This is a genomic window from Mycolicibacterium parafortuitum (genome assembly GCF_002086815.1).
In the GTDB taxonomy this organism is placed as follows: Bacteria; Actinomycetota; Actinomycetes; order Mycobacteriales; family Mycobacteriaceae; genus Mycobacterium; species Mycobacterium parafortuitum.
Map to the genome: position 1 here is coordinate 1 of NZ_MVID01000024.1, position 13,852 is coordinate 13,852.

Below are 13,852 nucleotides of genomic sequence, written 5' to 3' on the forward strand. Positions count from 1 at the left end.
GATCAGGGCGGCGGGGGCGGGGGCGCTTCCGGCGGCGGTGGCGGCCGGTAGACCACCGGCGGGACGCCGTTGCTGGTCAGGATTGTCACGATGGAGCCGGGAATCGTCTTCCCGCGCGGTGACGTGCCGACCACGGTGCCCTTCGCGGAGTTGCTGTTGACCGATGTCGGATCGGGCGGGACCTGAAACCCGAGTTCTGTCAACTTGTTCCGCGCGGCGTCGAGTTTGAGTCCGGTGACGTCGGGCACCTCGCTGCCGGGGCCGCCGTCGACGTAGCGGGGTTCGGTGGGCGGCAGCGCGACCGGCCCGAAGTTCTCGGCGATCGGTTTCATGGCCCGGTACCACGTCAGTGCCGGTTCGGTGCCGCCGTAGAGGTCGCCGTCGCCGCATTTACGCAACGGATAGGAGCACAGCCCCGACGGTGACGACGAGTCGTCGAAGATGTAGTTCGCGGCGGCGTAGCGGTTGGTGAAGCCGAGGAACGCCGACGAGCGGTGCGATTCGGTGGTGCCGGTCTTGCCCGACATCGGCAGCGTCCAGCCGACCGAACCCGCTGCGCCGGTGGCGGTTCCGTTGATGTGGTCCTTGCCGAGCGCGTTGGCCATCGCGTTGGCCAGGCCTTCGGGGACCACCTGCTCACACGGTGGCGCCTGCAGCGGGACTTCCTTACCGTGCCGGTCGAAGACCTTGTCGATCGGGTTGGGCGGGCACCACATGCCGCCCGAGGCCAGGGTGGCCCCGACGTTGGTCAGCTCGAGCGCGTTGAGTTCGAACGGCCCGAGGGTGAAGGAGCCGATGTTCTGCCGTTTGATGAAATCGGCGAGGCTCTCGTTGCTGTCCGGGTCGTAGACGCGGGCGGTGCCGGGTTCGGCGTAGGACCGCAGCCCGAGCCGCACCGCCATGTCCACCGCGCGGGGAACCCCGATCTGGGAGATCAGTTTGGCGAAGGCGGTGTTCGGCGACTTCGCCAGCGCGTCGGTGACGCTGAGCCGGCCGCCGAAGTTGGAGACGTTCTTCACGCACCATGTCTTGGCCGGGCATCCCGGTTCGGCGCTGTCCCCGAGGCCGGTGGCCCGGAACGACTGCGGAACGTCGAGTTGGGCGCTGATGCCCAGCCCCATCTCCAGCGCCGCGGCGGTGGTGAAGATCTTGAAGATCGATCCGGCGCCGTCGCCGACGAGCGAAAACGGTTGCGGCTGCACGGTTTCACCGGCACTCAGGTCGAGCCCGTAATTGCGGCTGTCGGCCATCGCCACCACCCGGTGGGCGTCGCGGCCGGGCAGGACAACGCTCATCACGCTGGCCACCCCGGCGTCGTCGGGGTCGGCGTACTGGTTGACCGCGGCTTTGACGCCGGCCTGGATGTCCGGGGCCAGTGTGGTGCGGATCAGGTAGCCGTTGCGGGCCACATCGCGGGCGCTCAGGCCCGCGCGGGCCAGGAACCGCATCGCGTACTCGCAGAAGAAGCCGCGGTCACCGGCGGCGATGCAGCCCTGCGGCAACGGATCCGGGCGCGGCAGCACCCCGAGCGGGAGGGCCTTCGCGGCGCGCAGCGCGTCGGCGCGGTCGGGCAGGTTCGCGATCAGCGTGTCGAGCACCAGGTTGCGCCGCGACAGCGCCCCGTCGGGGTTCGTGTACGGGTCGAGCAGGCTGGTGGAGCGCACGATCCCGGCCAGCAGCGCGGCCTGCCCCCAGTCCAGGTCGGCGGCATCGATACCGAAGTAGGTGCGCGCGGCGTCCTGAACCCCGAATGCGCCGTTGCCGAACGACACCAGGTTCAGGTAGCGGGTCAGGATCTCGGTCTTGGACAGCATCTTGTCCATGGCCAGGGCCGCCCGGATCTCGCGCAGTTTGCGGGCCGGGGTGACCTCGACGGCGGCGCGCCGTTCGGCGTCGGTCTCGGCGCGCACCAGCAGGTTGAAATTCTTCACGTACTGCTGTTCCAGCGTGGACCCGCCGCGTACCCCCTTGTCGCCGCGCACGTAGCCCGCCAGCCCGGTCAGGGTGCCCTGCCAGTCGACGCCGTTGTGCTCGGCGAACCGTTTGTCCTCGATCGCGATGATCGCCAGCTTCATGGTGTCGGCGATGCGCTCGGCGGGCACCTCCCACCGGCGCTGTTCGTAGAGCCACGCGATCGGGTTTCCGGCGGCGTCGACCATCGTGGACACCGCAGGCACCTCGCCCCCGAGCAGGTCGGCGGACTCGTCGGTGGCGGAGTTGGAGATCCGCAGCACCGCGGTGCCCGCGCCGCCGACGAGGGGGAATGCCAGCGCGGCGACGAGCAGGCCCGCGATCAAGCAGCAGCCGGCAAGTTTGGCGGCGGCGATGGCCCGTGCCCGACGGCGGTCGCGCATGGCGCCAGCGTAGAAGGGCTCGGAGGGCGCGGTGAGTGCTTCGAGAAACTGATCTTGTTCTGCGCCAACCTGCTTCCCGTCGCGGATCGGGGCGCGGTAGCCTGCTCCACGTCGCGAGCGCGGCGCGGGGGATGTGCATGCCAGACGGGGCGCGCCGCGGGCCTCAGGTAGCCGCCGTGCAGCGCTCACTGGAAAGGACTATATGACGACGAACACCGCAGCCCCGGCTCCGCGGTCCAGCCCGGCCGAGACCCGGCGTGCGATCTGGAACACACTGCGCGGCTCCTCGGGCAACCTCGTCGAGTGGTACGACGTCTACGTCTACACCGTGTTCGCAACGTATTTCGAGGGCCAGTTCTTCGCCGAGGAGAACAAGAACTCGACGGTGTACGTGTACGCGATCTTCGCGATCACGTTCGTGATGCGCCCGGTCGGGTCGTGGTTCTTCGGTCGGTTCGCCGACCGGCGGGGCCGCCGCGCCGCGCTGACGGTCAGCGTGTCGTTGATGGCGCTGTGTTCGGCGGTGATCGCGCTGGTGCCGTCGCAGGCCTCGATCGGCATCGCGGCGCCTGTGATCTTGATTCTGGCGCGGCTGGTGCAGGGCTTCGCGACCGGCGGGGAGTACGGCACGTCGGCGACGTACATGTCGGAGGCGGCGACGCGGGAGCGGCGCGGGTTCTTCTCGTCGTTCCAGTACGTGACGCTGGTCGGCGGACACGTGCTCGCGCAGTTCACGCTGCTGATCCTGCAGGTGTTCCTCGACGACGACCAGATGCGCGACTTCGGTTGGCGCATAGCGTTTGCCATCGGCGGTGTGGCCGCGGTGGTGGTGTTCTGGCTGCGGCGCACGATGGACGAATCGCTGTCCGAAGAGGTCATCGAGGCGGCCCGCTCCGGGGCGGATCCGGCTGCGGGTTCGATGCGCACGCTGCTGACCGACTACTGGCGGCCGCTGCTGATGTGCTTCCTGATCACGATGGGCGGCACGGTCGCGTTCTACACCTACAGCGTCAACGCGCCGGCGATCGTCAAGACCGCGTTCAAGGACGACGGCATGACGGCGACCTGGATCAACCTGATCGGGCTGATCTTCCTGATGCTGCTGCAGCCGATCGGTGGGCTGATCAGCGACAAGATCGGCCGCAAGCCCATGCTGGTGTTCTTCGGGGTCGGCGCGCTGTTCTACACCTACATTCTGATCACGTTCCTGCCCGAAAGCAGCTCTGCTTTCTTGTCGTTCGCGTTGGTGGCGGGGGGCTACATCATCCTGACCGGATACACGTCGATCAACGCGCTGGTGAAGTCGGAGCTGTTCCCGGCGCACGTGCGGGCACTCGGCGTCGGGATCGGCTACGCGATGGCGAACTCGATCTTCGGCGGGACGGCCCCGCTGATCTACCAGGCCGCCAAAGAGCACGGCCATGTGCCGTGGTTCATCGGGTACGTGACGGTGTGCGTCGCGGTGTCGCTGATCGTGTACGTGTTCTTCCTGAAGAACAAGAGCGAGACGTATCTGGACCGCGAGCGGGGGTCGGCGTTCACGGTGGCGGTGCGGGACTGAGGTTGGGCGGGCGGCGGGTCAGGTCGGGCGCGGTCGGGGCGCCGAGATTGAGCTGAGGGTCGTGCCCAGGCGTGGGTTCACGACCGTGGCCGCAATCTCGGTGGCTTACTTGTCGCCCGGCGGGTCGGCGTAGCGGCGTGGGTCGGCTAGGAATGGGCCTTCAGGCTTGGCGGCAACCTGGTTTCGCTCGGCTGGCGTAAAGCGGTACGAGTCCGGAAGGTCCGACACTTTGTGCGGAAGGTCCGGCTGAGGCTGCCCGAACCACCAGATGACGTCCGGATCGGCGGCGTTGTCTGGGGACGTGTTCGGCTGATTCTCGTCGAAGTCGATCAGCAGGTAGTGCAGCGCGGCTTCGTCGGTGTCCTGCCACGGGCCGGGATCGGGCCATCGCCGTACGTTGCCCGGGCACGGGACCACGTCGCCAGAAAGGCATCCAGCACGCACTCTCCCATTCTCAGCCCATCTCGTCAGGCCGAAGGTCGTCAGTTCAACGCGGTGGGCCGCTCCCACCTCGTTTCACCAAACCTGCAGGTGGGTAGCCCTGGCGGGTGCTGCGGGTGGACACGGGGATGGTGTGGTGACGTTCAAGGGTGCGGTGAACGCTGCCACCGGGAGCCGCACCATCGAGTGGATCGCCCGGGCCGGATACCCGGTCAACGGGCTGCTGCATCTGCTGATCGCGTACATCATCGTGCGGATCGCGTCGGGGTTCAGTGGGGAGGCCGACCAGACCGGGGCGCTGGCGACGCTGGCGGGACAGCCGGGTGGGCAGGTGTCGTTGTGGATCGTCGCGTTCGGCATGTTCGCGCTGGCGATGTGGCGGATCGCCGAGACGATCCTGGGCCTGCATCCGGGTGAGCACAGTTTCGCGCATCTGCGGGAATCGCCATTGATGAACCGGCTCAAGGCGTTTGGTCTGGCGCTGCTGTACCTGGCGCTGTCCTTCGCCGCGGCGCAGTTCGCGCTCGGGGTCGGGCGGCAGGGCAGTGAACGGGCCGAAGGCTTGAGCGCGCGGCTGATGCAGACCGGTGGGGGCAAGGTGGTGCTGGTTGCCGTCGGCGTCGGGGTCGCGGCGTTCGGCGCGTACTTCGTCTACAAGGGGGCGTCGCGCAAGTTCCTCGACGACCTCACCGTGCCGGGCGGGCTGCTGATCACCGTGCTCGGGGTCTGCGGCCATGTCGCCGAGGGCATCGTGTTGTTCGCTGCCGGCGCGTCGGTGATCGGGGCGTCGTTCCTGCGCGATCCGTCGCGCGCGACCGGGCTTGACGCCGCGGTGCGGGCGCTGGGGGAGACGCAGCACGGCCCGGCGCTGCTGATGATCGCGGCGGCGGGGTTTGCGGCGTACGGGTTGTACAGCTTTGCGTTGACGCGGTATTCGCGGATGTAGGGCTCGGTCGGTTCCCAATCGTCATTCAAACTATTGGTCAGTTCGTCACCGAGGGCGTTGACGATCTCCTCGGCGTCTGATCGCGACACCGTATCCTCGGCGCGAAGTCGGTTGAAAACGGTTGGCTTACGGCGGAGAACGATGTCGCGAAGTAGATCGGATTCCGTGTCACTGAGAAAGCTGTCGACGTAGCGCGGATCGGTGGGCGCCATGGTCACCGGGCCGAAGTAGTCGGCGATCGGCTTCATCGCCAGATACCAGGTGCGGGCCGGTTCGTTCCGCCGTAGAGGTCTCCGTCGCGGCACTGGCGCAGCGGATACGAGTACAGCCCTGAAAGTGTCGGCGAGTCGTCGAAGATGTAGTTCGCGACGGCGTACTGGTTGGTGAAGCCGAGGAAGCCCGACGACCGGTGCGACTCGGTGGTGCCGGTCTTACCCGCCATCGGCAGCTCCCACCCGACCGATCCCTGGCGATCGCCCCCCACTTCGCCCGCGTCAGCTTGGGACGGTTCGCGGTACCTGACTGTGATGGCGAGGACTCGCAGGGCAGTCGAAATATGGTGACTTCGGTCCCTATCCGGGAAACGAACTCGGTGCTCTGATGGAGTCGACGGGACGGCGTTGTCCGGACCGACGGACACGGCCGTCCGTCGGATGGAGGTCACTGCAATGAACACGTCACAACAGGTCCACGACAGCACGCGGATGTTCGCCCGCGTGCTCGGACCTTTCCTGGTGATCGTCGACGTCGCGGCCGTGCTGCGGGCGTCGGATATGCGAACGCTGCTGTCGGACTTCTCGGCGAACTCGGCGTGGCCGTGGATGTCGGGTGCGTTCATCCTCATCGCCGGGCTGGTCGTGGTCGCCCTGCATCAGCACTGGCACGGCCCCGCGGCGATCATCGTCTCGGCGCTGGGCTGGCTGATCGTCGTGCGCGCGATGTTCCTGCTCTTCTTCCCGGATACGCTCATGTCGTTGGCCGACAGCATGATCGGCGCGACGGTGTGGTGGGTCGCGGCGTGCGTCGTGGCCGCGCTGATCGGCGCGTACCTGACCTATGTCGGCTGGGCGCCGGACCATCACCGACCGGCCGCGCACGCGATGAACGCGAGCCGGGACGTGACTCCGGCCGGGTAGGAGCTGTTCTCGCCGGCAGGCCTGTCGCCCCGTGTAATGATGGCCCGCGTATCCGGTGAAAGCAGAGGAGCTTCCGATGGGGTTTGAGCGAGTCGATGACCTTCTGAGCACCGTGACCGCCGACGGGTCGCTGCACGGCGTCGCCGCCACGGTCGTCGGCCGCGACGGCGTCCTCTACGCGGGCGCGGCCGGAGATGCCAAGCCCGACACGATGTTCCGCAACGCGTCGATGACCAAGGCGGTCGCCACGACCGCGGCGCTGCAGCTCGTCGAGCAGGGTCGCGTCCAGCTCGATGCGACGGTCGCGTCGATCGTGCCCGAGTTCGGCGAGCTGCAGGTTCTCGACGGGTTCGAGGGCGACGAGCCGGTCCTGCGCGCACCCAGAACCCAGGCGACGGTCCGGCAGCTGATGAACCACACCGCCGGCTGCGGCTACCACTTCCTCAACGGAGAGTTGTTCGCCTACTGCACCGGGCAGGACTTCCCCAACCCGCTGGAGGGACTCAAGCGGAGCCTCAGCGCGCCGTTGGTGCACGATCCCGGCACGGTCTGGGAGTACGGCGTCAGCACCGACTGGCTCGGCATGGTCGTCGAGTCGGTCAGCGGCCAGACGCTGGCCGACTACCTCGCCGAGCACGTATACGGCCCGCTGGGCATGACCGATTCCACGTTCAACCCGACCGACGAGCAGCGGGCACGGTTGCTGCCCATCCGCTTTCGGGCGCCGGACGGCGGCCTGGTGCCGACCGACCTGGACCTGCCTGCCGCGCCGGAATGGGACGCCGCCGGCCACGGGTCCTACGGGACGGTCGCCGACTACGGGCGGTTCGTGCGCGCCTGGCTCAGGGGCGGCGAGCTCGACGGCGCGCGCATCCTCAAAGAAGAGACGGTGGAGCTGGCGCTGCGGGACCACCTCGACGGGGCGCCGCTGCCGAAGAAGATGGAGCCGGCGATCCCCGAGCTGACCAGGCCGGTCGAGCTGCTCGACGTGCCGCAGGGGTGGGGCCTGGGATTCCACCTGTACCTGGTCGACCTGCCCGGGATGCGCAGCGCGGGCTCGGCCGACTGGTCGGGGCTGTTCAACAGCTTCTTCTGGATCGACCGCAAAGCCGGCATCGGGGCGGTGATCGCGACGCAGCTGCTGCCGTTCTTCGATGACAAGGTGGTCGAGACGATCCTCGGGTTCGAGGCCGCGGTCTACGCCGAACTCGGTGCCGGGGTCTGAGGTCTTTCCCTACGGCTCGGCCTTCGCTTCCCTTACCTGGCGGACAGGAAAGTCTTCCCGTTCCGGCACCGGACTCTGGCTTGGCGGCGATTACCGGCGCGGCCTCTGACCAGCAGTATTCCTCTCAACAACAGAACGACCCCCATCCTGAGAGGACGACATCATGACCGCATCGAGCACCCGCAAGCTGACCGGAATCAAGTACGCCGCCACCATCCTCGGCGCGTTCGCCGTGCTGGCCGTCGCCCCGGCCACCGCGTTCGCCGTCGACAACGAGCCCACGCCCGGCGGCGGCTGCACCTACACCGATGCGGACGGCTACCCGATCCCGATCGACGACGGCCAGGACGTCTTCGTCGACGGCAAGATCGTCAGCTGCCGCGGCGGCACGATCACCGTCACCACGGCGCCCCAGAGCGGCGGGATCTTCCAGCCGACGGGACCCAAGGGCGGCGTCTTCCAGCCGCCGGTGGCCGACAACGGCGGCGTCCTCGAACCGACGACGCCCAAGAGCGGCGGCGTCCTGCGGCCGCCGGTGCTCGGCCGCGGTCCGGTGCTCGCCCAGCCCTGACCCCCCGCCCGCTCGGCCCGTCACCGCAACCGGTGGCGGGCCGAGCCTCTTGGAACGCCGCGTTCGCGAGCCAGGACCCGCCCGCTGCGCCAGAATGCCCGAATAGGAGGTGCGCATGTCTTCCCACCTGGAAGTCTTCAAGCCGACCGGCCGGGAACTCGTCCCGCTGGCCGGCCAGCGCGTCACCCTGGGCAAGGCCGCCGGCAACACCGTCGCGCTCGAGCACGACGACACGGTCTCGCGGCTGCACGCCGTCTTCGAAAACCTCGGCGCGGCATGGTCGATCCGTGACATGGGCAGCCGCAACGGCACCTACCTCAACGGCGAGAAGATCACCGCCGAACGCGTGCTGCACTCCGGCGACGAGGTGCGCGTCGGTAAGTCGCGGCTGATCTTCTGGATGGTCCGCGACCCCGCCGGTGGCTGCCGCGACGAGGAGACCGTCACCGCCCAACCCGTCGAGGCGCCGCCGCGGCTGACCCCGCGCGAACTCGACGTGCTCGTGGTGTTGTGCCGGCCGCTGGTCTCCGACGACCCGTTCCCCGAGCCCGCGTCGGTGCGGGCGATGGCCGGCGAGCTCTACGTCACCGAGGCCGCCGTCAAACAGCACCTGCAGAACCTCTACGACAAGTTCGCCGTCCCCGCCGAGGGCGACCGGCGCGTCCGGCTGGCCAACGAGGCGCTGCGCCGCGGCGCGGTCACCCTCGCCCAGCTGCGCGACGGCGCTACGTGAAGTCCAGTGCCTCGACCGTGGCCACCGGCCCCTCGTGGGTGGGCCGGTCGGCGCCCCCGATGACGTACACCGTGGAGCCGACCGCGGCGACCGCCTGGCCGTGCACCGGTGTGTTGAGCGGCGCCTGGGTGCTCCATTTGCGGATGCCGACGTCGTACATCTCGACGGTGGGCAGCACCCGCGTCGGCTCCTCGCCGCCGACCACCACGATGCGCCCGTCGAGGTACGCCGCGCCGTAGCTGCCGCGCGGAGTCGGCATGTCCGGCAGCTTCTCCCAGTTCCCGGACTGCGGGTCGAACCGTTCGAAGGCCGCCGTATTCTCGTCGGCGGACAGGAACCGGCCGCCGACGGTGTAGACGTACACGCCGTCCGAGACCGCCGCGAGATGCTCACGCGGAGTGGGCATGTCGGCGGCCTGCGTCCACGACGTGCCGTCGAACACCTCGGTCTGGGGCACGATCTGTTTGTCGTCCTGCCCGCCGACGACGACGAGCTTGTCGCCGACCACCGCCGCTGCCGGCGCGGCCCGCGCGTGCTGCAGGCTCGCCAGCTCGACCCACTTGCCGTCGCGGAGCGCGAACACCTTGTCCGAGGCCTGGGTGATGGTGTCGGTGGCGCCGCCGATCACCACGACCTCGCCGCGGTAGGTCGCCGCCGCCGCGTGGTTGAGCGGGATCGGCAGCGACGGCTGCGTCTGCCACTGCTGGGTGCGGGTGTCGTAGCTCTCGACGGTCTGCAGGGTCTCGCCTTCCCGGATGCCGCCGGCGATCCAGATCTGGTCGTCGAGCACGGTGTAGGCGGTCATCAGCCGGGGGGTCGGGGCGTCGGGCAGCGAGCGCCACTGCGCCGCGGGCTGCGGGGTGCGGGGCGAAAGTTTCAGCGCCTCGGCCGACGACGTGGCCGCGCCGTCGCCGGCGCCGGTGGCCCCGCCGATCGCGTACACGGTCTTGCCGACGGCGGCGACGGCCGCGCCGCGGCGTGCGGTGCCGAGGTCGGGCAGGTCGGACCACGTCGACGTGGTCAGGTCGAGCGCGGTGACGTTCTTGACGGGCCGGCCCGCGGCGGCGCCGCCGACCGCGACCAGCCGGGCGTCGGTGACCGCGACCCCGAGGTCGCTGCGCGGCTCGGGCAGCGCGGGCAGGGCCTTCCAGGTGTCGGCGGCCGGATCGTACGCCTCGACGGTCGCCAGGTCGGCCGTCCCGTTCGTGCCACCGAGCGCGTAGACCAGCTTGCCGTCCGACGCTGCGGCCAGCAGCTGCCGCGGCGTCGGCAGCGGCGCGGCCGGCGTCCACCCGCGCCCGTCGAACACCTCGGTGGTGTCGAGCACCCGGCCGTCGGCGTCCACGCCTCCGGTGACGACGATGCGGTCGCCCACCACGGCCGCGGCCGCCGCGGCGCGCGGTTGCAGCAGCGGCGGCAACTGCACCCAGCGGCTGTTGACCACCCGCCACACCTGGTCGGTGGCGACCTGGGTGTCGGCGCCCTCGGTGCGCCAGCCGCCGAGCACGACGGGGGTGTCCTGCCAGGTCACCGACATCGCCCGCTGCACCGGGACGGGCAGCGCCTCGCCGCCCTTCCAGCTGTCGATGGCCGGGTCGTACCCCTCGTGGGCGCCGCTGACCCGGTTGTCGGCGCCCATGCCGCCGAAGATCCAGATGGTGCCGTCGGCTTCGGTGGCCGCGGCCGCGTCGAGGGCGGTGCGGGCGTCGGCGATCGGCCGCCACCCGGGCTGCGCTTCGGCGGTCGGGCGCGCCGCGGTCGTCACATTGCCTGCGTCACCGCCGGTGTCGCGGGACACCACCACCACGACGGTGCCGACCACCAGCAGCACCGCGGCCGCCGCGGCGGCGAGCACGATCCAGGTCTTGTTCGAGCCCTTCTTCGGTGCGGCGGGTACCGGTGCAGGGGGCGGGCCGATCTGCCACGGTGCGCTCGCCGGGCTGGGGGCGGCGGACATGTCGGGCAGCGGCGGCGCCGGTGGCGGCGGGAAGGCCGGCGGGACAACCGGATTGGAGGGTTCGGACAGCGGCAGCGCCTGGGTGCCCTCGGGCTTTTCCGGGGCGGGTGCGGGCTCGCCGAGCGCCATGTGATCGGCGGTCAACCCGTTGTGCCGCTGGGCTTCCTGCAGGGCGCGGCCGAATTCGGCGGCCGAGTCGAACCGGGCGGCCGGGTCGAGCGACATCGCCTTCTCGATCGCCGCGCACACATCGGACGGGATACCGAGATGGCGCAGGTCGGGCACCGGCTGCGAGGTGATCCGCAGATAGTGGGCGATCAGCTCCTCGTCGGCGCTGCGTTCGTGGGCGGCCTTTCCAGCGATCAACGCGTACAGCGTGGCGCCCAGGGAGTAGACGTCGGCCTCGACCGTGGGCGGCTTCCCGGTGAGCACTTCGGGCGCGGTGTAGGACAGCGTGCCGGTGAAGAACCCGGTCACCGTCTTGTAGCCGCCGACGATGCGCGCGGTACCGAAGTCGCTGAGCTGCGGCTCGCCGTAGTCGTTGACGAGTACGTTGGCGGGTTTGATGTCGCGGTGCAGAGTGCCTGTGCGGTGGGCGGTTTCGAGCGCCCCGCACAGTTTCACGCCGATCCGCAGCGCGTCGGGCCACGGGATCCGGCCCTCCCGACGCACGTGGTCGGCCAGCGATCCCCGTGCGTGGTAGGGCATTACGATGAAGGGCCGGTTCTGCTCGGTCATGCCGACCTGCAGGATGTTCACGATGTTGGGGTGGCCGGACAGGCCGCCCATCGCGTAGCCCTCGCGCAGGAACCGCTCGCGGTCGTCCTCGTCGAGGTGGGAGGCGAGCACCTTGATGGCGACGGTGCGCCCGAGGGACTGCTGGTGGCAGCGGTAGACGACGCCGCCACCGCCCCGGCCCACTTCGACGGCGTCGTCGAATCCGGCAACTGCCAGTTCGTAGGCAATCTCGCCCGCCATCGCCTCACGTCCTCCGGTGAACTGCGAGTACTGCGTTCACGGTACCCAGCCGAGGCCCCGCGAGCGGCCGAATCAGAGAGTGAACTCTAGAGCGTGAGGGTGCCGCAGGCGTCGCCGTCGGCCAGCACGGTCAGGAACATCTTCCAGTACTCGGGGAACGTCGGGCCGCAGCGCCGTGACACCGGGTCGCCGGTCACCCGTTGCCCCCACCGGCCGCGGAAGCCGTTCTGCAGGTCATCCGACGGCCACAACCCCTGGGCGGCGCGGTCGACGACGAAGCCGTAGGTCCGCCCGTTCGCCGCCAGCCCTTCCTGCGCGCGCCAGTCCTGCACGTCGGCGCCGGCGTCGGGCACCGCGAGGTTCGCGGGTTTGACGGTCCGACCGGCACCCGCCGCGGCGGGCGCCTGGTCCGGGGTCGGCGGGTCGCCGGTGCCTTCGCTGGGCAGGTATCCGCCGCCGGCGGAGGCGATGAGTTCGATCCAGGCCGCGATGAGCCCCGGACCCAGCAGACCGAAAAGGCCGCCGCTGACCAGCTTCGCCACGATGGCCCCGACGGGCGTGGGGGAGGTGTCGCCTCCGGGCAGCGTCGGCGGCGCGTCGAAGCGGCCGCACTGACCGGGTTGTGAGTGCGGGTACGGCGAGACGGCGTGCGGGCCGGGCGTGGTGTAGAGGCTGTGCGAGCCGAGCGCGACGTAGAAGCGGGGGTGGTCGCCGACGACCTCCGGCTGGATCGGCGCGGTCGGTGACCCGGCCCGCCACGCCTCCACCGTCATCACGGTCCGTTCGTCGCCGTCGAAGGCGTGCGGACGGAACATCGGCGTACCGGTCGGGTCGACCGGCGCCGGCCGCAACCCGGTGTGCCCGAAGAACTTCGGGGTGAAGCTGGCCGGTGCGCCCGTGCCGTCGCCTTCGAGCAGCAGCGCCACGCACTGCCAGTCACCGGCGTGGCCGCCGACTTCCCTGGCCTCGATGTTGGGGCAGGCGCCGGCGCCGACGGACTCGGTGTGCGCGGGGAAGAACAGGTAGTAGCAGAGCAGAGACGGATTGTTCAGTCGCGCAACGATTCTGCTGAGGTTGGGGGCGGTGACGCGGGAGGCGAGCCGGGTCAGCCGGTCGGTGTCGATCAACTCGGCGTGATACCAGTACCGGCTCGGTTCGAGGTCGGTGGTGTACCGGTCGGCGATCTGACCGCGGTCGGCGTAAACGTTGACCTTGCCGGGAAACACGCCGCTGTGGTGCGCCTCGTCCTTGTCCTTCCAGCCGCCAAGGGCCAGGAACCGCTCCTCGGTGGGTCCGGCGGCGGACAGTCCGGGGCCGCCCAGATAGGTGCCGCCCTCGGTGGCAAGGCCGCGGAGTTGGCCGGCGGTGACCTCCGGTTCTCGTGGGAACGGGCACGTTCGGCAATAAGCACGGCAAGAATGGCAGGCCGGGCCCGCCGGTGCACGACGATCTTGTTGAGCGTGACTTCACCGCTGAAGCGCCAAATCAAGTGTGGCTCAGCGACATCACTGCGCGCCGCACCGCAGAGGGCAAGCTCTACCTCTGTGCGATTAAGGACGCGTTCTCCAACCGGATCGTCGGCTACAGCATCGATGACCGGATGAAGTCACAACTGGTCATCCGGGCACTACACAGCGCGGTGGCCAGACGCGGAGCTGTCGCAGGGTGCATTCTCCACTCGGATCGCGGATCTCAGTTCCGGTCAGGGAGATTCGTACCCGCGCTGAATCACCACGAGATGGTCGGCTCCATGGGCCGTGTCGGGGCCGCCGGCGACAACGCCGCCATGGAGAGCTTCCTTAGCCTGCTGCAGAAGAACGTGCTCGACCGCCGCCTATGGGACACACGTGAACAGCTGCGGATCGCGATCGTCACCTGGATCGAACGCACCTACCATCGGCGCCGCCGACAGTCCGGTCTCGGGCGGTTGACCGAAACTGTCACCTGATG

At 69.5% G+C, this 13,852-nt stretch carries 10 protein-coding genes and 2 pseudogenes; 7 read left to right on the top strand and 5 right to left on the bottom strand.

Features of this window, described 5'->3' with window-relative positions; all coding sequences use genetic code 11:
* Positions 1-2: 2 nt before the first annotated feature.
* Positions 3-2,354 carry a transglycosylase/D,D-transpeptidase PonA2 gene (gene ponA2, locus BST38_RS21815; protein ID WP_083145580.1) on the bottom strand — a complete coding sequence of 784 codons (2,352 nt, stop codon included), beginning with the start codon at positions 2,352-2,354 and terminating at the stop codon, positions 3-5.
* A 202-nt stretch (positions 2,355-2,556) separates the two neighbouring features.
* On the opposite strand from ponA2, the gene BST38_RS21820 reads away from it, so the two are divergent.
* Positions 2,557-3,915, top strand: a complete 1,359-nt coding sequence (locus tag BST38_RS21820) for an MFS transporter (protein ID WP_083145581.1) — start codon at positions 2,557-2,559, stop codon at positions 3,913-3,915.
* Between the two features lie 105 nt (positions 3,916-4,020).
* On the opposite strand, the gene BST38_RS21825 is transcribed toward BST38_RS21820, so the two are convergent.
* Complete coding sequence (locus BST38_RS21825) at positions 4,021-4,359, bottom strand: hypothetical protein (RefSeq protein WP_133057253.1); 339 nt, start codon at positions 4,357-4,359, stop codon at positions 4,021-4,023.
* A 133-nt stretch (positions 4,360-4,492) separates the two neighbouring features.
* Here BST38_RS21825 and BST38_RS21830 point away from each other — a divergent pair, with 133 nt between their 5' ends.
* The gene (locus BST38_RS21830) at positions 4,493-5,302 is read left to right on the top strand and encodes a DUF1206 domain-containing protein (protein WP_083145640.1); all 810 of its coding nucleotides are present in this window, start codon (positions 4,493-4,495) and stop codon (positions 5,300-5,302) included.
* A 182-nt stretch (positions 5,303-5,484) separates the two neighbouring features.
* On the opposite strand, the pseudogene BST38_RS21835 reads toward BST38_RS21830, so the two are convergent.
* Positions 5,485-5,768: pseudogene (locus tag BST38_RS21835) on the bottom strand (penicillin-binding protein); the annotation flags it as partial.
* A gap of 202 nt (positions 5,769-5,970) precedes the next feature.
* Here BST38_RS21835 and BST38_RS21840 point away from each other — a divergent pair.
* The 4 genes from BST38_RS21840 (at position 5,971) to BST38_RS21855 (ending at position 8,967) form a co-directional block, all read left to right on the top strand.
* Positions 5,971-6,438: a 6TM ABC transporter family protein gene (locus BST38_RS21840; protein ID WP_083145583.1), complete on the top strand. Its 468-nt coding sequence runs from the start codon at positions 5,971-5,973 to the stop codon at positions 6,436-6,438.
* Positions 6,439-6,514: 76 nt separating this feature from the next.
* Positions 6,515-7,663: a serine hydrolase domain-containing protein gene (locus BST38_RS21845; protein WP_083145584.1), complete on the top strand. Its 1,149-nt coding sequence runs from the start codon at positions 6,515-6,517 to the stop codon at positions 7,661-7,663.
* A 163-nt stretch (positions 7,664-7,826) separates the two neighbouring features.
* The gene (locus BST38_RS21850) at positions 7,827-8,234 is read left to right on the top strand and encodes a hypothetical protein (RefSeq protein ID WP_083145585.1); all 408 of its coding nucleotides are present in this window, start codon (positions 7,827-7,829) and stop codon (positions 8,232-8,234) included.
* Between the two features lie 115 nt (positions 8,235-8,349).
* Complete coding sequence (locus BST38_RS21855) at positions 8,350-8,967, top strand: FHA domain-containing protein (protein ID WP_083145586.1); 618 nt, start codon at positions 8,350-8,352, stop codon at positions 8,965-8,967.
* Here the strand turns inward: BST38_RS21855 and BST38_RS21860 are convergent.
* Together BST38_RS21860 and BST38_RS21865 are read right to left on the bottom strand one after the other, a co-directional pair.
* Positions 8,960-11,902 (bottom strand): serine/threonine-protein kinase, encoded by a 2,943-nt coding sequence (locus BST38_RS21860; protein WP_083145587.1) that lies wholly within the window; start codon positions 11,900-11,902, stop codon positions 8,960-8,962. The genes BST38_RS21855 and BST38_RS21860 overlap by 8 nt on opposite strands.
* A gap of 86 nt (positions 11,903-11,988) precedes the next feature.
* A complete protein-coding gene (locus BST38_RS21865; protein WP_237160875.1) occupies positions 11,989-13,128 on the bottom strand; it encodes a hypothetical protein in 1,140 nt (379 codons plus the stop codon).
* 170 nt (positions 13,129-13,298) lie between these two features.
* Here BST38_RS21865 and BST38_RS21870 point away from each other — a divergent pair.
* A pseudogene (locus BST38_RS21870) lies at positions 13,299-13,850 on the top strand (IS3 family transposase); the annotation flags it as partial.
* Positions 13,851-13,852: the final 2 nt, after the last annotated feature.